Raw genomic sequence first — 22,639 nt, forward strand, 5'->3', positions numbered from 1 at the left:
CACATGAAAAGGTCACTTTTTCCTTCGCCGGTATGATCCGTTTCAGGTTCGAAGGGTATCATCTCAGCCCCATCACAGGGACACCCCTAAAGTTTGTCATAGGTTGAAATTACGATTTTAATCCCATGAAGCAAAGTTAGCAGCACGAAGTTTTACCCCATCCAGAGGCAATTCCAAAACGTGCCCACATACAAAACTCAATTACGGCGCTACCAAATCCTTGTTAAAACACGAAGCCGCCAGCTCATAGGACTTTAGGCGTTCCCCGTGATCAAAGATGTGGGAACAAATCATGATTTCATCCACTTGGGTGATTTCCTGAAAATGCTCCAAATCCTCCCGGACAGATGTCTTATCTCCCACAAAACTACAGGCCATCATCTGGTTGATAGCGGCTGCCTCAGCTTCTGTCCAAATCCCTTCCATGGTATCCACTGGAGGCCGTAATGGATAGGATTTCCTTCGTACGATCCCCAAGGCCATTTGATAAAATGAAGTGGCCATCTTATGGGCTTTTTCATCGGTTTCGGCAGCAATCACATTGACACATGAAATCACATAGGGGCTTTTTAAATATTCAGAAGGCTGAAAATGCTCCCGGTAATACCGAATGGCATCCAAAAACTGCGCAGGCGCAAAATGACTGGCAAAAGCATATGGCAATCCCCTTTTAGCAGCAAGCATAGCACTGCTCATACTGCTTCCCAAAAGGTAAATGGGAATATCAAGTCCCTCACCGGGAATGGCCCTTACCTTACCATCGATATTTTCATCGGACAGGTAAACCTGCAATTCCTCCAAATCTCGTGGAAATTCCTCTACGGTTTCCAACCGATCCCTTCTCAAAGCCTTGGCAGTGGTCTGGTCGGTACCAGGTGCCCGCCCCAAGCCGAGGTCGACCCGATCAGGATAGAGGGATGCCAAGGTGCCAAATTGCTCTGCCACCATCAGTGGGGCATGGTTGGGCAGCATAATTCCTCCCGAGCCAACCCGAATGCGCTGCGTGCCACCAGCGATATGACCGATCAATACTGCTGTGGCAGAACTGCCCACGCTGACCATATTATGGTGTTCCGCGAGCCAAAAACGTTTATATCCCCACTTCTCAGTATGCTTAGCCAGGTCTAAACTCCTTTCGAATGCATCAGCTGCATCGTGGTTTTCTTTGATAATAGCCAAATCCAATACGGAAAAAGCTACTTCGTCCAGTGGTTTAGTATTCTTCATTTTACTTCTTATTGTCGTCTTCTTACCAACTGGATTAAATCCAAAATCGTTCTTTCAACGCCAATAATTCGCGGATATTCTACCTTAAAAAATCATCCAAACAAATCAGAGCTCAGATAGCGATCACCACGATCACAGGTGACACAGACAATCACTCCTGAATCGAGAGTCTCTGCTAGCTTCACCGCAGCATGCAAAGCTCCTCCACTGCTCATTCCCGCTAGAATGCCTTCTTCCTTTGCCATTCGACGGGTCATTTCAGTGGCCTCATCCTGACTCACATCGATGATTTTATCCACTCGGGAAGCATCATAAATCTTGGGCAAAAATTCAGGTGACCATCTTCTGATCCCCGGTATACTAGAACCATCGGTAGGTTGTGTACCGACAATTTGGATCATCGGATTTTGCTCTTTCAGGTACCTGGAAACTCCCATAATGGTACCGGTGGTCCCCATAGCGGAAACAAAATGCGTAATCTCACCATTGGTATCCCGAATGATTTCAGGCCCTGTCCCCTCATAGTGAGCTTGGTAATTATCTGGGTTGGCAAATTGGTTAAGGATATAATACCCTTCCCTTTCGGCCATCTCCTCGGCAAGTGTCCTGGAATATTCAATTGTCTTGGCTGCTGGAGTCAAGATGACTTCTGCTCCGTAGGCTTCCATTGAAACCACCCGCTCCCGGGTTGAATTATCGGGCATGATCAGGATCATTTCCACACCGAGCACTTTGGCAATCATGGCAAGGGCTATGCCCGTGTTGCCACTGGTAGCCTCTACTATCCTATCACCCTTTTTGATATCTCCGCGGTCCATGGCCCTCTTGATCATGCTATAGGCAGCACGGTCTTTTACACTGCCTCCGGGGTTTTGTCCTTCCAGTTTACAGTAAATTTTGACATTAGGGTTGGTAGGGATATGTTCAAGCTCCACCAGTGGTGTATTGCCAATCAACTCAACTAATTTCATGTGCTACGCATCATTTTTGAAAACATACATATCAGTGGTCTCCGCACTGGCATCGTACATTTTGGTCTGATAATAAATTTTGCTTTTGGCAGGAATACTTTTGGTCAGCCATACATTCCCGCCGATCACACTTTCTGCCCCAATGACGGTCTTGCCCCCAAGAATCGTCGCTCCAGCATAAATGACCACATGATCCTCGATGGTGGGGTGGCGTTGGACATCAGCATCCTCCTTGTTCACACTTAGCGCCCCAAGGGTAACCCCTTGATAAATCTTCACATGGTCACCTATCCTGGTGGTCTCACCAATCACCACACCGGTACCATGGTCTATGCAAAAGAACCTACCAATTTCCGCTCCCGGATGGATATCAATACCCGTTTTGCTGTGGGCAAACTCTGTAATCATCCTAGGAATAAGTGAAACGCCTTGTTTTTGGAGCAGGTGGGCAATTCGATACGCAGCTATTGCATAAAACCCAGGATAACTTCTGATCACTTCTGTGGTAGATTTAGCTGCTGGATCCCCTTCAAACATTGCTAGTATATCTTCATGAATCGCATCATAAACATCAGAAAGCCGATCAAAAAAATCCGCTGCTACGGTTTCACTACTTTCGTCAATCAGGCGATTGTTATTGCCCAAAATTTCACGCAATTGGATTTCGTAATATGCCAACCTATCCTCAATCTCTTGGGGATCTTTCATGATCTTGACCGCATATTCCGGAAAAAGCACTCCCAAAACACCCTCAAAAAACTCCTGAACCTTTCTGGGAGAAGGGCATCCTGGGCATTGCTTGTGGGAATCGTAAATTTTCTTTATAAATGATTGTCTATATTCCATTGTAATCGTTAGCAGTTATAAGACAAAACCCAGTCTGATCACATATGGTTCAGTATAAATCAGGTTTTGGTTGTCATAAAGAACATTGTACAAGAGGGTGAAATTCATTCCTCCCCTACGGCCAAAAGGCACAAAATAACCGCCACCCAAGAAAAGGCCAGGCACCCACTCCCGATCAGACACTATTCTGCCAAAATCATCCTGTCGATAAGCTTCTACGCTCAGGTTTTCATATTCCGCATGCGCAAAAAGATTGGGCAGGATATTGTAACGGTTAAAGATCCTCCCACCATAAACATTCGATGATTCCCCAAAATCTTTGTATTTCAAGTACTGGTAAGTAATCCCAAGACCGGCAGAGTAGCGGTCGGTCACCATAACACCTACCAATGGAGAAACTTCCACATAGGTTACATACCCAAACTGAAGCCCCAAGTTCCCGCCAAAATATAACCGTTCGCTAAGGGGGACTTTTTCATCTTCTTCTTGATAATACTCGATTTGAGCAAATGTCTTGGTTTGGGAAAACAGTAAAAATATGCCTACCAAACATGCCAGTAGGACACCTTTATTCTTCAACAATAACATATAGGTCTTCAGTTTTTTTCTTCATCAAATATCTTTCACGAGCAAACTTCTCTAAAAGTTCATAATTACTGAGCAATTCTTCCCTTTCTGCCTTGATTTTTTCTTTACGCTCCATATAGAACTCCTTTTGATCTTCCAAACTGTTGAGCTTAGCCTGTAGTTTGATCTGACTGATGATGTCGTTATTATCGATAAACACCATCCAGATCACAAAAAGTACCGTGAAGATAAAATAGAAGTTTTTGGTGTATTTGAGGTATTTGGCCATAAGACACATGGTTTTGCTTATGACAAATATAGGAAATAGTGGGGATTATTCTTAAATCAGCTATATACAATAAAAGATTGCGTACTGGAAGTTTAACAGGTTTGAAAATTATAAGTTGAAAGATACGAAGATCCCGTTATAATACGGATAAGTATAAGAGCCGGTGCGACCTTTGTCTAGTATGCTTTGGTCTCAGCCCAGGATCATCCCCTAGCTATCAATCCCCAAAAACCATTAAAAATTGAAATCCACACCTATAACCTCAGTTCGATTATAAAACCGTCACTGTGAGGCTTAGCGGTAGGCCTGAGCGGGTGGAAGCCGTGGCAGTCTCAGTATTTCGGGATTGCCACACCCTTTTCCAACCCACATCTTCCTAAATAGGGTTCGCTATGACGCTTTTTATACTAAAATTAAGTCGAGCGCAGGTCTATAGTTTAAAAAATTTCAAAGCACACACTACTTTGGTCGCTAGTGGGCAGTGGGACCTGCCCTTCTTCAAACGCCTTCCATTGAAGATTCTTTCAACCCGCTTTATCAAAGTCGTTTAGTTAGTGTGTATCTGGAAATATTGGTTTAATTACTTTTCTTGTTAAATTCCAAGATGGTTTTCATCTCTTTACCTTTGCTACTTTTTTGCTTCAAGTCAAAGTCGAGTAGGCCTGGGCCCTATGCCCAAGCCTCTCTCAGAACCGTACGTGACAGTCTCCCGTCATACGGCTCTTGACAATCAAATCTGATGTTCCAGATTTTGTTTCAAACAACTCCATCTTCCCTAATTTTAGGTTGTGTAACCATTTAAAACTGATTGCCTCAGTCCCTTCGCTCTTTCTCCGTTTCCAGAGCTTTCAACACTACTACGGACTGATCCGCCCCATCCCTATTAAAGGGGATGGTTCTCCTGTTCCATCTAACCGCCTGCTTCGAACTCCTGCCGCCTTAATGCCGCCTGCCAATAGGCCAACTCTCAGTCTGCGCTGCCTATTTTGTCCCGGAAGTCACTCTAGCCCCCGGTTTTGACAGGAAGTATTTTTCACGACACTTCATCGAACGGTTCACTTTCGTTCAGCTTTTCGAAACACATTCCTTCTGATCGCTCAGTACCACAGCCTTGAAAGCGCAGCACCATCAGGGGAATTTGACTGGTCTGCCTGATCCAGTCCCAGCCGTCGTGCCAAGGGTTGTAACGCCCTATTCGACATCAGTTGGATAGCATGTCCGGTTTCCCGAACTTCAGGACACACAAAGTGACCAAAAAACCCCGCAGCTGTGCATCTATCGGCCTAAAATTAAAACCTTCGCTCATGCAGGCAAACTCCTCCTTTTCTAGCTGCCAATATTCTTTTTGGCTAGTATTTCGTCAAACAAGCCTGCCTTCTTGCCTACCCGCTTTTTAATTTCTTTACGCCCAATACCTGCAAGTCGGATCCATTTTATACAGGTTTAAAAAGACCATGGACTAAAACCATGATTTTCTCAATGGACGATCCGTATTGGAAAATCTCTTTAACTATACGACATTGCTCGCTTTATGCATTTGGAATCGTTATGGCCTGTCCCGATAGCTATGGGGAAGAACTGAAACTACAAGGAAATCAAGCTGTTTGGAGATTGAATCATAGCATCGCTATAGTGAGATCGAAAACAGCAGCAAAGCGACTGATTTTGAAGTAGTGTCAGGTAGCAATAGATAGGCTAGTGATTAATGCGGGTTCAAATAAAGATAAAAAACATCCAAGCTACAATACCCTTTATACCTCCTCAAAATGAAAAAAGCACTCCGACTTCTCGGAGTGCTTCTACAGTTATTAGTAAAGCTTGGACGTTTATTTCTTAGGGAAATAAGCAGTATCGCCCAATAGCTCTTCAATTCTCAAAAGCTGGTTGTACTTGGCCATTCTGTCAGAACGGGAAGCAGAACCGGTTTTGATCTGACCAGTGTTACAAGCTACGGCAAGATCAGCAATGGTGCTGTCTTCGGTCTCACCTGATCTATGGGACATCACAGCAGTAAACCCAGCCTTATGTGCCAGATCAATTGCTTCCAATGTCTCGGTCAACGTACCAATTTGGTTTACTTTGATCAATATGGAGTTGGCAGACTTTTCTTCGATTCCTCTTTGCAGGAATTTTACATTGGTCACGAATAGGTCATCTCCTACCAGCTGTACTTTGTCACCGATTTTGGCGGTAAGCATCGCCCAGCCTTCCCAGTCTTCCTCTCCGCATCCATCTTCGATCGAGTCGATTGGGTACTTTTCGGTAAGCTCAGCCAAGTACGCTACTTGCTCTTCTCTATTTCTTTCGACACCAGTATCACCTTCAAATTTCTTATAGTTGTACTTTCCATCTTCAAAGAACTCAGAAGCAGCACAGTCAAGCGCAATGGTCACATCATCACCTGGCTTATATCCAGCCTTGGTAATGGCATCCAAAATGCAGTTAAGCGCCTCTTCAGTACCACCGGAAAAGTTTGGTGCAAAACCACCTTCATCACCTACAGCAGTACTAAGGCCTTTGTCGTGAAGAATCTTTTTAAGATTATGAAAGATCTCCGCTCCCGTTCTCATCGCTTCGGAGAAGTTAGGTGCGCCCACTGGGCGGATCATAAATTCTTGAAATGCGATAGGTGCATCTGAATGAGATCCACCGTTGATGATGTTCATCATCGGTACTGGAAGGGTCTTGGCATTTACGCCACCCACATATCTGAACAATGGAAGCCCAAGATCATCTGCAGCAGCTTTGGCAACTGCCAAAGAGACACCAAGGATTGCATTGGCTCCCAATTTGGACTTCGTATCTGTACCGTCCAATTGGATCATTAACTCATCGATTCCTCGCTGATCGAAAACAGATTGCCCGATCAATTCAGGTTGTATGATTTCATTTACATTCTTAACAGCTTCGAGTACACCCTTGCCCAGGTATTTGCTCTTATCGCCATCACGAAGCTCTACGGCTTCATTGACACCAGTGGAAGCTCCACTAGGCACAGCGGCTCTACCAAAAGCACCGCTTTCAGTAGCGACATCCACTTCCACGGTAGGGTTGCCCCTGGAATCTAAAATTTGTCTAGCATGAATTGCTGTAATCAAAGTCATAATGCTAAAAGGTTTATAGGTTGTATTAATTATTGTTGATTAAAGAAATAAAATCATCAAACAGATACCTAGAGTCATGGGGGCCTGGGGCTGATTCAGGATGATATTGCACTGAAAACGCTGGCCTATCTTTCAATTTGATACCTGCAACCGTATCATCGTTCAGGTGAACGTGCGTAATCTCTATATCAGGATGGTTTTCACTATCTTCCCTCACAATATTGAAACCATGATTTTGGGAAGTAATTTCACTTTTCCCTGTAAGCAGGTTTTTGATAGGGTGGTTGATTCCTCTGTGCCCATGGTGCATCTTATAGGTTTTAATCCCCATGGCTTCTGCTATCAGTTGGTGTCCTAGACAGATCCCAAAAACTGGTTTATCCAAGGCAAGGATTTCCTTTACGGTATCCACCGCATAATCCATCACCGCAGGGTCTCCAGGACCATTTGATAGGAAATAGGCATTTGGTGCCCAAGCTTCCATGTCTGACACAGTTGTTTTTGCAGGGAATACCTTACAGTAAACTCCACGGGAAGCTAGATTTCTAAGAATGTTTTTTTTGATGCCATAATCGACACATGCCACCTTGATGGAGGAATTTTCATCTCCTACATAATAGGGCTCCTTGGTGCATACTTTTGAGGATAGTTCCAGACCAGCCATATCAGGCACTTTATCCAGCTCATTCTTCAAGTCCTCAAGGTTGTCAAATTCCGAGCTGATAATAGCGTTCATGGCACCCTTTGACCGAATGTGCCTCACCAATTTTCTGGTATCCACATCCGCAATACCGGTAATACCATTGGATTCGAGAAATTCTTGAAGGGATTGGGTAGCGTCTAATCTACTGTAGATTTCAGAAAAACTGTTCACCACAATGCTGGCAATCGTTGGGCCATCGGATTCTGCTTCAGAATCAATCACACCATAGTTGCCAATATGGGAAGTAGTGGTCACCACAATTTGACCTGTATAAGACGGGTCAGTGTAGATTTCCTGATAGCCGGTCATACCTGTGTTAAAGCAGATCTCGCCACCATTTGTACCGTGCTTACCAATCAATGTACCGTAAAATACAGTACCATCTTCAAGAAGGAGTGTTGCTTTTTGTTTGTCCATTTATTGAAATTGAATGCCCAAATTTAAGGATTTTATCACTAAGAGACAGATATTTTTACGAAAAGGATAATAAAAAAGGGATTGAACAAATGTCCAACCCCCTTCATATTTAATATAATGAATACATATCTTATTCAGATTTTGCTTCTTTATCAGAATCTGTATCACCATCAGCAGCTTTGTCATCTGCTGGTTTATCTTCAGCTTTGGCCTTAGGCTCAGCAGCTTTCTTTTTGGTCTTGGGAGCTTTTTCTTCCTTGACCTCAGCAGTAGCCTCATCAGCACCTTCTGACTTACTTTCTGTCGTAGTCTCTGTGCTTTCAGCAGACTTACCAGATCCGCGACGGCTTCTTCTGGTTTTCTTCTTCTCTGGCTTGGCTTCTTTCAACATCAACTCGTTGAAGTCCACAAGCTCAATGATACACATTTCCGCATTATCACCCAGACGGAATCCAGTTTTGATAATTCGGGTGTACCCACCAGGTCTATTGGCCACTTTCTCAATCACCTCACCAAAAAGTGCTTTAATAGCCTCTTTGTCCTGAAGGTATGAAAAGGCAATACGTCTGTTATGTGTAGTATCTTCCTTGGCTCTAGTCACTAGAGGCTCTACATATTTCCTTAATTCCTTGGCCTTGGCAAGCGTCGTAGAAATACGCTTGTGAAGAATTAGAGAAGCTGCCATATTGGAAAGCATAGCTTTTCTATGGGAAGCTTTTCTACCAAGGTGGTTGAATTTCTTACCGTGTCTCATCGTTTATTATTCTTCGTCAAGTTTATACTTAGATATGTCCATGCCGAACTGCAATCCCTTTTCTTGGATAAGTTGCTCCAGTTCCGCTAAGGATTTTTTACCGAAGTTCCTGAATTTCATCATATCAGAAATTTCCAGTTTCGCTAAGTCTCCCAATGTCTTCACATCGGCAGCTTTCAGGCAGTTGAACGCCCTAACTGATAGATCTAGATCGCTAAGTGGCGTCTTGAGCAATTTGCGCATATGCAAGAATTCCTCGTCTATCGGCTCAGGGGAATCACCACCTGGAGTATCAATAACCATGGTCTGGTCAGAGAATAGCATAAAGTGTTGGATCAGGATCTTTGCAGATTCCTGAAGCGCCTTTTCAGGGTGAATAGAACCGTCTGTACTTACTTCAAGAACGAGTTTCTCAAAGTCAGTCTTTTGTTCTACCCTTGTATTCTCTACGCTATATTTTACATTTTTGATGGGAGTGAAGATCGCGTCGATCGGAATCACTCCAAACACCTGCTCTTTTGGTTTTGATTCTTCTGCTGGAAGGTATCCCCTACCTTTCTCCACAGTAAGCTCGATTTCGAAGCTTTTCGAATCATCCAGATGACAGATTACCAAGTCTGGGTTCAAAACCTCAAAAGAAGAGGTGAACTTAGCGATATCTCCAGCAGTAAAAACATCTTGGTTTTTCACTTCCACAGTGATCTTACCATCGATGGAATCATGGATCTTTTTAAACCTCACCTGCTTCAGGTTAAGGATAATATCAGTTACGTCTTCCACAACCCCCTCGATAGTAGAAAATTCATGAACTACACCAGGTAATTTCACCGAGGTGATGGCGTAGCCCTCAAGGGAAGAGAGCAAGATTCTTCTCAGCGCATTACCAATTGTAACCCCGTAACCTTTTTCAAGTGGCTTAAAAGTGAACAAACCGTGGAAATCATCGGCTTTTTCCATCACCACTTTTTCGGGCATTTGAAATGCAAGTATGGACATATCAATAGTTCTTTTAAGTCAGAAAGTTTAGTTATTACTTAGAGTATAATTCGACGATAAGTTGCTCCTTGATATTCTCAGGAATGTCCTCTCTTACGGGAACACTTACAAACTTACCAGATAGTGAATTATTATCCCACTCTAACCAGGAATAACGGTTTGCTCTACCTGCAAGACTGGAGGTAATCGCCTCAAGCGACTTAGATCGCTCTCTAACTGACACAATATCACCTGGTTTTAATGTATATGAAGGAATGTTAACCAATTCCCCATTTACCAATATATGCTTATGAGAAACCAATTGTCTCGCTCCTCGTCTGGTCGGTGCTATACCCAATCTGAACACCGTGTTGTCCAGACGAGCTTCCAACAACTGAAGAAGGTTTTCACCGGTAATTCCTTGTTTTCTGGAAGCAATTCCAAACATTTTGGCAAACTGACGCTCCAATACACCGTAGATGTATTTTGCTTTTTGCTTTTCAGCTAGCTGAATTGCATATTCAGACTGCTTCTTTCTTCTTCCTCTTCCGTGTTGACCAGGAGGATAGTTTTTCTTCTGAAGTGCCTTGCTCTGTCCTTCGATAGGCTCTCCGAATTTTCTAGAAATTTTCGCTTTTGGACCTCTATATCTAGCCATTCTTATTTCTTCGTTAAATTAAACTCTTCTACGTTTTGGAGGACGACATCCATTATGAGGAAGCGGAGTCACATCGATAATCGTAGTAACATCAAGACCTACATTCTGCAATGTTCTGATTGCAGACTCTCTACCAGAACCTGGACCTTTTACAAACACTTCGATCTTACGAAGACCCAGGTCATATGCTACCTGTCCACAATTTTGTGCGGCCATTTGAGCGGCATATGGAGTGTTTTTCTTAGAACCTCTGAAGCCCATCTTACCGGCTGAAGCCCAGGAAATCACTTGACCTGAATTATTGGTAATGGAAATAATGATGTTGTTAAAAGAAGCTTTGATGTGGGCCTGGCCTACAGCTTCCACCTTAACAACTCTCTTTTTTCCTTTCGCTTTATCGTTTCTTCTTTGAGCCATAATCTATATCAAGATTTATTTAGTTGCCTTCTTCTTGTTAGCAACAGTCTTTCTCTTACCTTTTCTAGTTCTAGCGTTGTTCTTTGTCTTCTGACCTCTTACTGGAAGCCCTTTTCTATGACGAAGACCTCTATAACAACCGATATCCATCAATCTCTTAATGTTCAACTGAACCTCGGATTTCAAAACACCTTCTGTTTTGAACTCTTCAGCAATGATATTCCTGATCGCGGTAGATTCATCATCTGTCCACTCTCCGGCCTTTTTATCAAACGATATTCCCGCTTTTGTAAGGATCGCTTTCGCAGAGCTTCTGCCTATTCCGAAGATATAGGTCAAGCCAATTTCCCCGCGCTTATTGTCGGGAATGTCAACACCTGCAATTCTAGCCATAATTTTAACCTTGTCTTTGTTTAAACTTAGGATTCTTCTTGTTGATGACGTAAAGTTTACCTTTTCTTCTGATCACTTTACAGTCAGCACTTCTCTTTTTGATAGATGCCTTTACTTTCATGACATTTTATTTATATCGATATACAATTCTGCCTTTCGAAAGATCATATGGAGACATTTCTAGTTTTACCTTGTCCCCAGGCAAGATCTTTATGTAATTCATTCTCATTTTACCGGAAATATGGGCAATCAGTTGATGTCCATTTTCCAGTTCCACTTTAAACATCGCGTTGGATAACGCTTCTATGATCGTGCCATCCTGCTCTATTGATGCTTGTTTAGCCATATTTAGAATTTAAAGTTTTCTTCTATGTATTGATGCGTAGTGAGTATTTCTGTCCTATCCTCAAATATTGCTATGGTATGTTCGTAATGTGCCGACGGCTTCCGGTCCGCGGTCCTAATCGTCCATCCATCTCTTTCTTGGACGACATTCCTGGTTCCTAGATTTACCATGGGCTCAATGGCGATTACCATACCATCTTTTAACAAAGGGCCACTCCCTTTTTTACCGTAATTTGGAACCTCTGGCGACTCATGGAGGCTCTTGCCAACACCATGTCCGACGAGCTCTCTTACCACTGTATATCCGCGGGCCTCGACAAACTTTTGGATGGCATTACCGACATCACCAATTCGATTACCTAACACGGCTTTTTCAATACCTAGGTACAATGACTCTTTAGTGTCTTTGAGCAATGACAATACTTTTGGGGAAACTTCACCGACAGGGTAAGTATAAGCGCAATCGCTATGAAAACCTTGGTGAAAGACTCCACAATCTATTGAGATTATATCGCCATCTTTCAAAACTCTATCACTAGGAAATCCATGAACTACTACTTCGTTCACAGAAATACATAATGAGGCGGGAAAACCATTGTAACCTTTAAAGGAAGGTACTCCTCCGTGATCCCTTATAAATTCTTCAGCAATTTTATCAAGGTGTGAGGTCGTTACCCCTGCCTTAACAAGCTTGGCCACTTCTCCGTGAGCCTTGCCTAATATTTGAGCACTTTCTTTAATTAACTGGACTTCTTCTGAAGTCTTGTAGTGTATCATATTATGCTACTGCGTAATTTGAAGGATTGTTCTTCATGTTTCCACTTTTCATCATCCCTTCATAATGCCTCATCAGCAAGTAGCTCTCTATTTGACGCAATGTATCCATGATCACTCCCACCATAATCAGTAAGGAGGTTCCTCCATAAAACTGGGCAAACTGGTTACCCACTCCCGCGATCATGGCAAAAGCAGGCATTATAGCCACCAGTGCCAATAGCACAGAACCCGGGAGTGTAATCCTGGATATAATGTTATCAATAAAGTCGGCTGTAGGAGCCCCCGGCTTCACACCCGGAACAAAGCCTCCGTTTCTTTTCATATCTTCAGCTATCTGCTCTGGATTTACCGTAATAGCTGTATAGAAGAAAGTGAAAAGGATAATCATCAAGGCAAATACCAAGTTGTATTGCCAAGAGGTAGGGTTACTGAACGTGCTTCCAATATAATTGGCTATATCACTTTCAGAAGACCAAATTTGAGCGATCAATGCCGGTACAAACATCAAGGATTGTGCAAAGATAATCGGCATTACACCGGATGCATTTACCTTAATAGGAATGTATTGGCGCTGTCCCCCATAAACTTTTCCTCCTACTACTTGTTTGGCATATTGAACAGGGATTCTTCTAGTAGCTTCTGTCAGGGCAACTACACCCACGACGACGAAGAACAATACAAAGAATTCAATAATCAATAACAACGCACCAGAAGTTCCTTTAGAAACAACCTCTCCGAGGATAGCTCCTGGCAAGTTAGAAATGATACCAATCATGATCAGCATAGAGATACCGTTTCCGATTCCTTTCTCAGTGATTTTTTCTCCCAACCACATACAAAACATAGTACCGGAAGTAAGAAGAATCAAAGAGGAGAACATAAACAACACCTGACTAACCAATATAGCATCGTTAGGGATAGTAGCTTTAATATATCCGATTCCCTGTGCCAAGGTGATCAAAATCGTCAGCACTCTAGTGATCTGATTGATTCTTTTCCTACCTGACTCTCCTTCTTTTTGAAGCTTCTGGAAATAGGGAACTCCAACAGTTAACAATTGCAGCACGATAGATGCAGAAATATACGGCATGATACCCAAGCCAAAAATGGAAGCATTGCTGAATGCGCCACCTAGGAATGTATCGATCAAGCCAAAGATCCCTTCTGATGAACCCTCAAGTTGATCAGGATCAACTCCAGGCAGTACGATGTAAGAACCCAATCTGAATACAACCAGAAAACCGATTGTATTCACGATACGGATTCTTAGATCTTCAATAGAAAAGATATTCTTAACTGTTGAGATAAATTTTTTCATTTGTTAAATCTTGTTAACAGTTCCGCCCAGCTTTTCAATTGTTTCTGAAGCAGAAGCTGAGAAATAATGAGCACTTACGTTTAATTTTGACGTAAGTTCGCCTCTTCCTAGGACTTTTACAACATCTTTTTTAGAAACCAATCCGTTTTCTACTAGCACATCAAACGTAATGGAGTCAGTGTCAAGCCTTTCAGCTAATGCCTGCAGTACGTCTAAATTTATTGGTTTGTACTCAACTCTGTTGTGGTTTTTAAAGCCAAACTTAGGAACTCGTCTTTGAAGGGGCATTTGACCTCCTTCAAAACCAAGCTTACGGCTATAGCCGGACCTTGACTGGGCACCTTTGTGACCTCTTGTCGAAGTCCCGCCTCTTCCGGACCCTTGTCCTCTACCGATTCTCTTCCGGTTTTTTACGGATCCTTTTGCAGGTTGTAATGTATGTAATTTCATGATTAGGCTTCCTCTACTTTTACAAGGTGACTAACTTTTCTTATCATTCCAGCAATCTGCGGTGTATTCTCTACTTCTACAGATTTGTTGATTTTACCAAGGCCAAGGGCTACGATAGTAGCTTTCTGATCCTTAGGTCTGCTGATGGTGCTTCTTACTTGAGTTACTTTTACCTTCGCCATGTTCTTACCCGTTAAATACTTTAGACAATTTAACACCGCGTTGTTGTGAAACAGCAATCGCATCTCTAATTTGTGACAATGCATCGATGGTTGCCTTCACCACGTTGTGTGGATTGGAAGACCCTTTGGATTTGGCCAAAACGTCCGTTACACCAGCACTCTCCAATACAGCACGCATCGCACCACCCGCAATCACACCGGTACCCGGAGCAGCTGGCTTGATCAATACCAAACCGCCACTATATTTACCAATGGATTCGTGAGGAATGGTTCCTTTTAGGATTGGCACTTGTACCAAACTTTTCTTGGCATCTTCAATACCTTTGGTAATAGCATCAGTTACCTCATTAGCTTTACCTAAGCCAAAACCAACAATGCCGTTGCCATCTCCTACTACTACGATAGCTGAGAAAGAGAAACGTCTACCACCTTTCACTACTTTAGCTACACGGTTGATAGCCACTACTTTTTCTTTAAGCTCTGTATCTGTTGCCCTGATGGGTTTTCTTCTTAATTGCGACATAATTGATTAAAATTTAAGGCCACCTTCTCTCGCACCTTCAGCGAGAGCTTTTACATTACCATGATACAAGTAGCCATTTCTATCAAAAACTACTTCTGTTAATCCGCCTGCTACCGCACGCTCAGCCAACTTCTTACCTACTTCTTTTGAAGCAGATACGTTGATGTTAGCTTTATTTCCGAGCTCTTTAGAAGAAGCCTGGGCAAGCGTATGACCTTTAAGGTCATCTATCAGTTGTGCGTATATACCCGTATTGCTTTTGAATACGGACAAACGAGGTCTCGCGTCAGTGCCGGAAATCTTCTTCCGAACACTTCTCTTGATCCTAGATCTACGTAAATTTTTATTAAAAGCCATCTTTCAATTATTTTTTAGCGGCAGTTTTACCAGCCTTACGTCTAATATGTTCACCTACAAAGCGAATACCTTTACCTTTGTAAGGTTCTACCTTACGTAGCGACTTGATTTTAGCGGCTATTTGCCCGATCAATTCCTTATCAATACTCTCTAGCGATACCAACGGGTTTTTACCTTTTGGTGTCTCAGCACTAACTTTGATTTCATCAGGAAGGGCAAAGAAAATATTGTGGGAGTAACCTAGGGAAAGCTCTAGCACTTGACCCTGGGTAGTGGCTTTATAACCCACACCTACTAATTCCAATTCTTTCTTATATCCTTCACTTACACCAACAACCATGTTGTTGATCAAAGCACGATACAGGCCATGAAGTGACTTGTGCCTCTTCGATTCGGTCGGACGGGTGAATACCACCTCGTTTTCTTCCACAGAAACGGCAATGTCGGGATTCACATCCTGAGTCAGCGTACCTTTGGGACCTTTAACAGTAACAACATTGTCTGCTGCTACGTCTACAGTAACACCCGCTGGTAGATTTATTGGTTTTTTACCTATTCTTGACATAACGGTATTATTAATATACGTAACAAAGTACTTCCCCGCCTATTCCTTCTGTGCGGGCTTCCTTATCGGTCATCACACCTTTTGAGGTGGAGATAATTGCAATTCCCAGTCCGTTGATCACTCTAGGAAGTTCATCCTTTGGAGCGTATTTTCTTAGCCCTGGCTTACTTACTCTTGAAAGTTTAACAATGGCATTTTGCTTCGTGCTAGGGTTATACTTCAAGGCTATTTTAATGGTGCCCTGATGCCCTACCTCCTCAAACTTATAGTTCTGGATGTAGCCCTTGTCATGAAGTACCTTTGTCATCTCCTTCTTGATATTAGAAGCGGGGATTTCAACGATACGGTGAGACGCCTTGATGGCATTTCTCAACCTGGTCAAATAATCAGCTATTGGATCAGTCATATTAATATAAGTCTAACTGCACGCCCTAAAGAGCGTGCAAAGTTACACATTGATTCTTAGAATAAAAACTTTTATATGATTTTTACCAGCTTGCCTTAGTGATACCAGGAATTTTACCCGCAGAGGCCATTTCTCTAAAGGTTACCCTGTTGATACCAAACTTCCTCATATATCCTTTAGGACGGCCAGTAAGTTTACATCTGTTGTGCAGCCTTACAGGAGAGGCATTCTTTGGCAGTTTGTCCAGGGCTTCATAGTCACCTGCTGCTTTTAGTTCAGCTCTCTTTTTGGCATATTTAGCTACCAGACGTTCTCTTTTTCTCTCACGAGCTTTGATCGACTCTCTTGCCATAATTATTCTTCTTTATTGTTGTTTACAAAAGGCATCCCGAAAGCTTTCAACAAAGCATAGCTCTCTTCATCGGTTTCAGCAGTGGTCACGAACGTAACGTCCATACCGGAAATCCTGTTAACTTTCTCGATGCTGATCTCTGGGAAGATTATTTGTTCTTCTACACCCAAAGTATAGTTACCTCTTCCATCAAAACCTTTGTCGCTGATACCTTTAAAGTCCCTAACACGTGGAAGCGCTACTGTGGTAAGACGATCCAGAAATTCATACATTCTGTTTCCTCTCAAGGTTACTTTTGCACCAATTGGCATCCCATCTCTAAGCTTAAAGTTAGAGACAGATTTTTTTGCTTTGGTAGCTACTGCCCGCTGACCTGTGATCAGTGAAAGCTCTTCTACTCCTTGATCTACCAATTTCTTGTCCGCTACAGCTGCACCTATACCCTTGTTGATAACGATTTTCACCAACTTCGGTACTTGCATTACTGTTTTATATTGAAACTTCTCCTTTAGTTCTGGAGCGATTTCCTTGATGTACTTATCTTTTACTCTAGGATTAGCCATTGATCACCTCCCCGGTTTTCTTAGAATATCTAACTAATTTTCCATTTTCTCCTGGCTTTCTTCCGGTCCTGGTGGCTTCACCAGTCTTAGGATCTATCAGCATCAGGTTACTTACGTGAATGGCAGCTTCTTTCTTTTCGATACCTCCTTGAGGGTTGGCAGCAGTTGGCTTCACATGCTTGGTTACCATGTTAAGGCCTTCCACAATAGCTCTTCTCTTCTCCAAGTTTACCGAAAGAACTTTACCAGACTTACCTTTGTCATCTCCGGACAATACCTTAACAGTATCTCCTCTTTTGATGTGCAATTTAGGTTGCTTATTCTTTTTTCTTTCCATGATTACAATACTTCAGGTGCCAAAGATACGATCTTCATAAATTGCTTCTCTCTCAGCTCTCTTGCCACTGGACCAAAGATACGGGTACCTCTTGGCTCATCGTTATTGTTCAAAAGAACCGCTGCGTTATCTTCAAAACGGATATAAGATCCATCTTTTCTTCTAACCTCTTTTCGTGTTCTTACGATTACCGCTTTTGAAACGGTGCCTTTTTTCATATTGCTGGAAGAAAGAGCAGATTTTACTGTCACGACTACTTTATCTCCGATAGAAGCATATCGCTTACCGGTTCCTCCCAGTACTCGGATAACTAGCACTTCTTTAGCACCTGAATTATCCGCAACACTTAATCTGGATTCTGACTGTATCATGATTATTTAGCTCTTTCTATAATTTCTACTAATCTCCAACGCTTGTTCTTACTCAGCGGACGAGTTTCACTTATCTTAACGAGGTCTCCTTTGCCACACTCGTTGTTCTCGTCATGAACCATAAATTTTGTAGTCTTAGCAACAAACTTACCGTACATCGGGTGTTTCATCCTTCTTTCTACGGCAACGGTAATGGACTTGTCCATCTTGCTGCTGACTACTTTTCCTATTCTTTCTTTACGTAGATTTCTCTCAGTAGCCATCTTATTGTTATTTAGCTAGTTGTTTGGCGGTCAAGAAAGTCTTCAATCTTGCGATAAGCTTCCTTGTCTCACTAATTCTATTAGGATTCTCTATAGGAGAAATTGCATGAGCAAACCTCAACTTTGTAAGTTTCTCTTGCTCAGCGGCAATACGCTCAATGATTTCACTCTCGGAGAGTGCTTGGATTTCAGAGTTTTTCATAGTTGTTATTATCCTACGTAATCTCTACGCACTACAAATTTTGTACTCACTGGAAGCTTTTGCTGGGCTAGGCGAAGGGCCTCTTGGGCCAACTCCTGGCTTACTCCAGTTGCTTCAAAAAGGATGGTTCCCGGCTTGATTACCGCTACCCAGTACTCAGGGGCACCTTTACCCTTACCCATACGAACCTCAGCAGGCTTCTTGGTGATAGGCTTATCAGGAAAAATCCTGATCCATACTTGCCCTTCCCTTTTCATTGCTCTTGTCATCGCAATACGAGCTGCCTCAATCTGGCGAGAGGTAATCCATCCTGCTTCCAGGGACTTGATACCAAAGTTACCGAACGCAAGAGTATGTCCTCTTTGTGCGATACCTTTGATGCGTCCCTTTTGCATCTTTCTATATTTAGTTCTTCTTGGCTGTAACATGATTTCTCACTTATTGGGTGAAAATTAGTTATTTCTCTTTCTTCTCTTAGGACCGCCTTCTCTTCTTCTACGACCCGCTCCGCCTGACTTCTCATTGGCGATTCCGGCATTTGGAGAAAGATCTCGCTTGCCATAAACCTCACCTTTGAAAATCCACACTTTGATACCGATGATACCGTACACGGTCTGCGCTTCTGAGAGTGCGTAATCGATGTCCGCTCTTAAGGTGTGCAAAGGAATTCTTCCTTCTTTGTACATCTCCGAACGGGCCATTTCTGCTCCTCCAAGACGTCCTGAAAGCTTGATCTTGATACCTTCAGCACCGACTCTCATGGTAGCGGCAATGGATTGCTTCATTGCTCTTCTAAATGAAATCCTGGCCTGAAGTTGTTGAGCAATTGATTCCCCCACCAATTTCGCATCCAGTTCTGGACGCTTGATTTCAAAAATGTTGATCTGAACATCCTTGTTGGTAAGCTTCTTAAGCTCTTCTTTCAATTTATCTACTTCCGCACCACCTTTACCAATGACTACTCCTGGACGAGCAGTGTGAATAGTAAGGGTAATTCTCTTAAGCGTCCGCTCGATAATTACTTTTGCAATGCCCCCTTTAGGGATCCTGGCATATACATATTTCCTGATCTTTTGATCTTCGTATAGTTTGTCGGCAAAATCCCTGCCGCCATACCAGTTGGAATCCCAGCCCTTAACGATACCTAGTCTAAGACCAATAGGGTTAACTTTTTGTCCCATATTCTAATCTTAATTAGCGTTTTCTTTTGTTTCTACTTCATCAGCGGTAACTTCAGAGTTGAACGCATCTACTACCAAAGTCACATGATTTGATCTTTTACGAATTCTGTGGGCCCTACCTTGGGGAGCAGGTCTAAGTCTTTTCAGCATTCGACCACCATCCACTTGAATAGTCTTAACATATAGATCAGCTTCTTCAAGTTTCTCGTCCGGATTTTTTGCTTGCCAATTTGCAATGGCTGATAGCAACAATTTCTCCAGCTTCGCAGCACCGTGATTCGGTGTAAATTTCAATATACTCAAGGCGTTACCTACTCTCTGTCCCCTTACCAGGTCAGCTACAAGACGCATCTTTCGAGGCGATGTAGGTACATTATTTAGTCTTGCTATTGCTTCCATGATTATCTTCTTCCTTTATCTTTTTTGGCAATGTGACCTCTAAAGTTTCTTGTAGGAGCAAATTCACCAAGCTTGTGACCTACCATATTGTCTGTTACGAATACAGGAATAAATTTATTTCCGTTATGCACAGCAAAGGTATGGCCCACAAAATCCGGAGAGATCATAGATCTTCTTGACCAAGTCTTGATCACAGACTTCTTGCCGGATTCGTTCATTGCATCTACTTTTTTGGCCAAGTGATGAGCTATATAAGGCCCTTTTTTTAATGAACGTGCCATAATTATTTAGATCTTTTACTAATGATAAACTTGTTTGAATACTTTTTAGGCGATCTGGTCTTTTTACCTTTAGCCAGCAAACCAGTCCTTGACCTTGGGTGTCCTCCAGATGAACGGCCTTCACCACCACCCATTGGGTGATCTACAGGGTTCATCGCTACACCTCTTACTCTTGGACGCTTGCCTAACCAACGATTTCTACCAGCCTTGCCCAATACCACATTCATGTGATCTGAATTAGACACTGTTCCTACGGTGGCCTTACACACACCTAGTACCAGACGCAGTTCGCCAGATGGCAATTTAAGGGCTACATATTTCCCCTCTTTTGCTACCAATTGCGCATAACTGCCGGCACTTCTTGCCATTGTACCACCCTTACCAGGCTTAAGCTCCACGTTGTGGATAATGGTACCTAAAGGAATGTTTTGCATCGGAAGGTTATTACCTACTTCAGGAGCAACATTCTCTCCGGAAACAACGGTATCTCCCGCAGTCAATCCTTCCGGTGCGACGATGTATGCCTTGCTCCCGTCAGCGTAATATAACAACGCCAATCGTGCTGTTCTGTTAGGATCGTATTCAATTCCTTTTACAGTAGCAGGCACTCCATCCTTGTTTCGCTTATAATCTACTAACCTAAGTCTTTTCTTATGACCACCACCGATGTAGCGAGCGGTCATCTTTCCTGAGTTATTTCTACCGCCTGATTTCTTCAACGGAGCCAACAATGACTTCTCTGGCTTAGACTTGGTGATCTCACCAAAAGTCGGTGCCAATCTATATCGGGTACCGGGAGTTACAGGCTTTAATTTTTTAACTGCCATGATTCTGATTCAATTAAATTTCTCCGTAAAAGTCAATTACTTCTCCATCGGCCACTTGTACAATAGCTTTCTTGAAAGCATTGGTATAACCGGATACTACTTTTGTCTTAGTGTAACGCGTCTTCAGTTTACCTGCATAACGCATCGTCCTTACTGACACCACTTTTACACCGAACATTTTTTCTACGGCTGCTTTGATTTCTGGCTTTTTAGCTGTCTTCTCCACTACAAATCCATATACGCCTCTTTCGTTCATTGCCGAAATCTTTTCCGTAATCAAAGGCTTCTTTAGTATATCCATTGTCTTACTTCGATAAAAGGGTTTCCAACTTACTTACTGAACCTTCACAAAGCACCAATGTATCGGCATGAAGCACATCGTAGGTATTGATGTCAGCGACCGTCTTTACTTGCGCTTTTGGGAGGTTTCTACTTGACAAATAAACGTTATTGTTCGCTTCAGGAAGAACCAATAGCGTTTTCTTATCTGCCAGGGAAAGTCCGGACAGAAGCGCTACATAATTCTTGGTCTTGATGCTGTCAAAACTAACATCTTCCAAAACAGTAAGGCTGTTGTCCTTCACTTTGTAAGTAAGGGCAGATTTTCTTGCCAATTGTTTTACTTTCTTGTTCAATTTGAAAGAGTAGTTCCTTGGTCTTGGACCGAACACTCTACCCCCACCTCTGAACAATGGCGATTTAATAGAACCAGCTCTGGCACCTCCGGTACCTTTTTGCTTCTTTATCTTCTTTGTGGAGCCGGCTATCTCAGCCCTCTCTTTGCTCTTATGAGTACCCTGTCTTTGGTTGGCCAAAAACTGCTTCACATCCAGGTAGATCGCATGATCATTAGGCTCGATCGCGAAAATTTCGTCAGAAAGACTTACCTTTCTACCTGTCTCTTCACCGTTATGTTTTAATACTGCTAATTCCATTTGATTACTTCTCTAAAATAACGTAAGAATTTTTTGGACCAGGGACAGAGCCACTTACCAATATCAAGTTTTTCTCAGCATAAACCTTCAACACTTTCAGGTTCAATACTTTAACCCGGCTTCCACCTGTTCTACCTGCCATTCTAAGACCTTTGAATACTCTTGATGGCCAAGAACACGCACCAATAGCACCTGGGTGACGCTGACGGTTGTGCTGACCGTGGGTAGAACCACCTACACCAGCAAACCCATGACGCTTTACTACACCCTGGAAACCTTTACCCTTGGAAGTACCAATAGCATCGACAAAGTCTCCTTCTGCGAAAACCTCACCTGCCTTCACGGATTTTCCAAGATCCACTTGACCTTCAAATTCAACTCTGAAGTCTCTGAATTCTACAACTTTCTGCTTAGGTGTGGTACCGGCCTTTTTGAAATGACCCAACAGTGGCTTAGGAGTGTTTTTTTCCTTACGCTCACCGTACCCTAACTGAACAGCGCTGTACCCGTCTGTTTCTACATTTTTTACTTGCGTCACTACGCAAGGACCAGCTTCTATTAGCGTGCATGCGACACTTCGTCCATCGGCACTGAAAACGCTAGTCATTCCTACTTTTTTACCTATTATTCCAGACATCTTCTGTTATATAATATAATTATGCACAAGTACTTACACACTTGTGC

Annotated in this window: 36 protein-coding genes and 1 riboswitch; all 36 genes read right to left on the reverse strand. The window is 42.7% G+C overall.

Features of this window, described 5'->3' with window-relative positions; all coding sequences use genetic code 11:
• Positions 1-2 precede the first annotated feature (2 nt).
• Positions 3-98, reverse strand: a riboswitch (TPP riboswitch).
• A gap of 103 nt (positions 99-201) precedes the next feature.
• The 36 genes from FDP09_RS01045 to rplC all read right to left on the reverse strand — a co-directional run bounded on the left by FDP09_RS01045 (position 202) and on the right by rplC (position 22,592).
• The gene (locus FDP09_RS01045) at positions 202-1,227 is read right to left on the reverse strand and encodes an LLM class flavin-dependent oxidoreductase (protein WP_137400904.1); all 1,026 of its coding nucleotides are present in this window, start codon (positions 1,225-1,227) and stop codon (positions 202-204) included.
• A gap of 92 nt (positions 1,228-1,319) precedes the next feature.
• Positions 1,320-2,198, reverse strand: a complete 879-nt coding sequence (gene cysM, locus FDP09_RS01050) for a cysteine synthase CysM (protein ID WP_137400905.1) — start codon at positions 2,196-2,198, stop codon at positions 1,320-1,322.
• A 3-nt stretch (positions 2,199-2,201) separates the two neighbouring features.
• Complete coding sequence (gene epsC / locus FDP09_RS01055; RefSeq protein WP_137400906.1) at positions 2,202-3,044, reverse strand: serine O-acetyltransferase EpsC; 843 nt, start codon at positions 3,042-3,044, stop codon at positions 2,202-2,204.
• A gap of 15 nt (positions 3,045-3,059) precedes the next feature.
• Positions 3,060-3,632: a hypothetical protein gene (locus FDP09_RS01060; RefSeq protein WP_137400907.1), complete on the reverse strand. Its 573-nt coding sequence runs from the start codon at positions 3,630-3,632 to the stop codon at positions 3,060-3,062.
• Complete coding sequence (locus tag FDP09_RS01065) at positions 3,613-3,900, reverse strand: FtsB family cell division protein (RefSeq protein WP_137400908.1); 288 nt, start codon at positions 3,898-3,900, stop codon at positions 3,613-3,615. Before FDP09_RS01065 ends, FDP09_RS01060 begins: the two co-directional genes overlap by 20 nt.
• 1,826 nt (positions 3,901-5,726) lie before the next feature.
• Positions 5,727-7,004, reverse strand: coding sequence for a phosphopyruvate hydratase (gene eno / locus FDP09_RS01070; RefSeq protein WP_137400909.1), 1,278 nt, complete (start codon positions 7,002-7,004; stop codon positions 5,727-5,729).
• 25 nt (positions 7,005-7,029) lie between these two features.
• Complete coding sequence (gene carA / locus FDP09_RS01075) at positions 7,030-8,124, reverse strand: glutamine-hydrolyzing carbamoyl-phosphate synthase small subunit (protein WP_137400910.1); 1,095 nt, start codon at positions 8,122-8,124, stop codon at positions 7,030-7,032.
• A 130-nt stretch (positions 8,125-8,254) separates the two neighbouring features.
• Entirely contained in the window at positions 8,255-8,878 is a 624-nt protein-coding gene (gene rplQ, locus FDP09_RS01080; RefSeq protein ID WP_137400911.1) for a 50S ribosomal protein L17, read from the reverse strand.
• 6 nt (positions 8,879-8,884) lie between these two features.
• A complete protein-coding gene (locus FDP09_RS01085; protein ID WP_015264091.1) occupies positions 8,885-9,874 on the reverse strand; it encodes a DNA-directed RNA polymerase subunit alpha in 990 nt (329 codons plus the stop codon).
• Between the two features lie 34 nt (positions 9,875-9,908).
• A complete protein-coding gene (gene rpsD, locus FDP09_RS01090; RefSeq protein ID WP_015264092.1) occupies positions 9,909-10,511 on the reverse strand; it encodes a 30S ribosomal protein S4 in 603 nt (200 codons plus the stop codon).
• 18 nt (positions 10,512-10,529) lie between these two features.
• Positions 10,530-10,928 carry a 30S ribosomal protein S11 gene (gene rpsK, locus FDP09_RS01095; protein ID WP_015264093.1) on the reverse strand — a complete coding sequence of 133 codons (399 nt, stop codon included), beginning with the start codon at positions 10,926-10,928 and terminating at the stop codon, positions 10,530-10,532.
• Positions 10,929-10,943: 15 nt separating this feature from the next.
• On the reverse strand, positions 10,944-11,321 hold the full coding sequence (rpsM, locus tag FDP09_RS01100) for a 30S ribosomal protein S13 (protein WP_015264094.1): 378 nt from the start codon (positions 11,319-11,321) through the stop codon (positions 10,944-10,946).
• A gap of 4 nt (positions 11,322-11,325) precedes the next feature.
• Complete coding sequence (ykgO, locus tag FDP09_RS01105) at positions 11,326-11,442, reverse strand: type B 50S ribosomal protein L36 (protein ID WP_009053196.1); 117 nt, start codon at positions 11,440-11,442, stop codon at positions 11,326-11,328.
• Between the two features lie 6 nt (positions 11,443-11,448).
• A complete protein-coding gene (gene infA / locus FDP09_RS01110) occupies positions 11,449-11,667 on the reverse strand; it encodes a translation initiation factor IF-1 (protein WP_015264095.1) in 219 nt (72 codons plus the stop codon).
• A gap of 2 nt (positions 11,668-11,669) precedes the next feature.
• Positions 11,670-12,443 (reverse strand): type I methionyl aminopeptidase, encoded by a 774-nt coding sequence (gene map, locus FDP09_RS01115; RefSeq protein WP_137400912.1) that lies wholly within the window; start codon positions 12,441-12,443, stop codon positions 11,670-11,672.
• 1 nt (position 12,444) lies between these two features.
• A complete protein-coding gene (gene secY / locus FDP09_RS01120) occupies positions 12,445-13,761 on the reverse strand; it encodes a preprotein translocase subunit SecY (RefSeq protein ID WP_137400913.1) in 1,317 nt (438 codons plus the stop codon).
• Positions 13,762-13,764: 3 nt separating this feature from the next.
• Complete coding sequence (rplO, locus tag FDP09_RS01125) at positions 13,765-14,211, reverse strand: 50S ribosomal protein L15 (protein WP_137400914.1); 447 nt, start codon at positions 14,209-14,211, stop codon at positions 13,765-13,767.
• A gap of 2 nt (positions 14,212-14,213) precedes the next feature.
• On the reverse strand, positions 14,214-14,393 hold the full coding sequence (rpmD, locus tag FDP09_RS01130; RefSeq protein WP_015264099.1) for a 50S ribosomal protein L30: 180 nt from the start codon (positions 14,391-14,393) through the stop codon (positions 14,214-14,216).
• 4 nt (positions 14,394-14,397) lie between these two features.
• On the reverse strand, positions 14,398-14,916 hold the full coding sequence (gene rpsE / locus FDP09_RS01135; RefSeq protein ID WP_015264100.1) for a 30S ribosomal protein S5: 519 nt from the start codon (positions 14,914-14,916) through the stop codon (positions 14,398-14,400).
• 6 nt (positions 14,917-14,922) lie between these two features.
• Entirely contained in the window at positions 14,923-15,273 is a 351-nt protein-coding gene (rplR, locus tag FDP09_RS01140) for a 50S ribosomal protein L18 (protein ID WP_137400916.1), read from the reverse strand.
• 7 nt (positions 15,274-15,280) lie between these two features.
• A complete protein-coding gene (gene rplF, locus FDP09_RS01145) occupies positions 15,281-15,838 on the reverse strand; it encodes a 50S ribosomal protein L6 (RefSeq protein WP_137400917.1) in 558 nt (185 codons plus the stop codon).
• Positions 15,839-15,848: 10 nt separating this feature from the next.
• Positions 15,849-16,244: a 30S ribosomal protein S8 gene (gene rpsH / locus FDP09_RS01150; RefSeq protein WP_137400918.1), complete on the reverse strand. Its 396-nt coding sequence runs from the start codon at positions 16,242-16,244 to the stop codon at positions 15,849-15,851.
• A gap of 82 nt (positions 16,245-16,326) precedes the next feature.
• On the reverse strand, positions 16,327-16,596 hold the full coding sequence (gene rpsN, locus FDP09_RS01155; RefSeq protein WP_015264104.1) for a 30S ribosomal protein S14: 270 nt from the start codon (positions 16,594-16,596) through the stop codon (positions 16,327-16,329).
• Positions 16,597-16,598: 2 nt separating this feature from the next.
• Positions 16,599-17,159, reverse strand: coding sequence for a 50S ribosomal protein L5 (rplE, locus tag FDP09_RS01160; protein ID WP_137400919.1), 561 nt, complete (start codon positions 17,157-17,159; stop codon positions 16,599-16,601).
• Positions 17,152-17,496, reverse strand: coding sequence for a 50S ribosomal protein L24 (gene rplX, locus FDP09_RS01165; RefSeq protein ID WP_015264106.1), 345 nt, complete (start codon positions 17,494-17,496; stop codon positions 17,152-17,154). Before rplX ends, rplE begins: the two co-directional genes overlap by 8 nt.
• Before the next feature lie 2 nt (positions 17,497-17,498).
• A complete protein-coding gene (rplN, locus tag FDP09_RS01170; protein WP_015264107.1) occupies positions 17,499-17,867 on the reverse strand; it encodes a 50S ribosomal protein L14 in 369 nt (122 codons plus the stop codon).
• Between the two features lie 2 nt (positions 17,868-17,869).
• Complete coding sequence (gene rpsQ / locus FDP09_RS01175) at positions 17,870-18,130, reverse strand: 30S ribosomal protein S17 (RefSeq protein ID WP_137400920.1); 261 nt, start codon at positions 18,128-18,130, stop codon at positions 17,870-17,872.
• Between the two features lie 7 nt (positions 18,131-18,137).
• Positions 18,138-18,332: a 50S ribosomal protein L29 gene (rpmC, locus tag FDP09_RS01180; RefSeq protein WP_015264109.1), complete on the reverse strand. Its 195-nt coding sequence runs from the start codon at positions 18,330-18,332 to the stop codon at positions 18,138-18,140.
• A gap of 8 nt (positions 18,333-18,340) precedes the next feature.
• Positions 18,341-18,760 carry a 50S ribosomal protein L16 gene (rplP, locus tag FDP09_RS01185; protein ID WP_015264110.1) on the reverse strand — a complete coding sequence of 140 codons (420 nt, stop codon included), beginning with the start codon at positions 18,758-18,760 and terminating at the stop codon, positions 18,341-18,343.
• A gap of 24 nt (positions 18,761-18,784) precedes the next feature.
• Positions 18,785-19,513 (reverse strand): 30S ribosomal protein S3, encoded by a 729-nt coding sequence (gene rpsC, locus FDP09_RS01190; RefSeq protein WP_112783425.1) that lies wholly within the window; start codon positions 19,511-19,513, stop codon positions 18,785-18,787.
• Positions 19,514-19,522: 9 nt separating this feature from the next.
• Positions 19,523-19,912 carry a 50S ribosomal protein L22 gene (gene rplV / locus FDP09_RS01195; RefSeq protein ID WP_015264112.1) on the reverse strand — a complete coding sequence of 130 codons (390 nt, stop codon included), beginning with the start codon at positions 19,910-19,912 and terminating at the stop codon, positions 19,523-19,525.
• A gap of 2 nt (positions 19,913-19,914) precedes the next feature.
• Positions 19,915-20,193 carry a 30S ribosomal protein S19 gene (gene rpsS / locus FDP09_RS01200; protein WP_015264113.1) on the reverse strand — a complete coding sequence of 93 codons (279 nt, stop codon included), beginning with the start codon at positions 20,191-20,193 and terminating at the stop codon, positions 19,915-19,917.
• Between the two features lie 2 nt (positions 20,194-20,195).
• A complete protein-coding gene (rplB, locus tag FDP09_RS01205; RefSeq protein WP_137400921.1) occupies positions 20,196-21,020 on the reverse strand; it encodes a 50S ribosomal protein L2 in 825 nt (274 codons plus the stop codon).
• A 13-nt stretch (positions 21,021-21,033) separates the two neighbouring features.
• Complete coding sequence (gene rplW / locus FDP09_RS01210) at positions 21,034-21,321, reverse strand: 50S ribosomal protein L23 (protein WP_015264115.1); 288 nt, start codon at positions 21,319-21,321, stop codon at positions 21,034-21,036.
• A gap of 4 nt (positions 21,322-21,325) precedes the next feature.
• The gene (rplD, locus tag FDP09_RS01215) at positions 21,326-21,955 is read right to left on the reverse strand and encodes a 50S ribosomal protein L4 (RefSeq protein WP_137400922.1); all 630 of its coding nucleotides are present in this window, start codon (positions 21,953-21,955) and stop codon (positions 21,326-21,328) included.
• 4 nt (positions 21,956-21,959) lie between these two features.
• Positions 21,960-22,592, reverse strand: a complete 633-nt coding sequence (gene rplC / locus FDP09_RS01220) for a 50S ribosomal protein L3 (RefSeq protein WP_137400923.1) — start codon at positions 22,590-22,592, stop codon at positions 21,960-21,962.
• Between the last annotated feature and the right edge of the window lie 47 nt (positions 22,593-22,639).

The organism is Echinicola rosea, from assembly GCF_005281475.1.
GTDB lineage: Bacteria > Bacteroidota > Bacteroidia > Cytophagales > Cyclobacteriaceae > Echinicola > Echinicola rosea.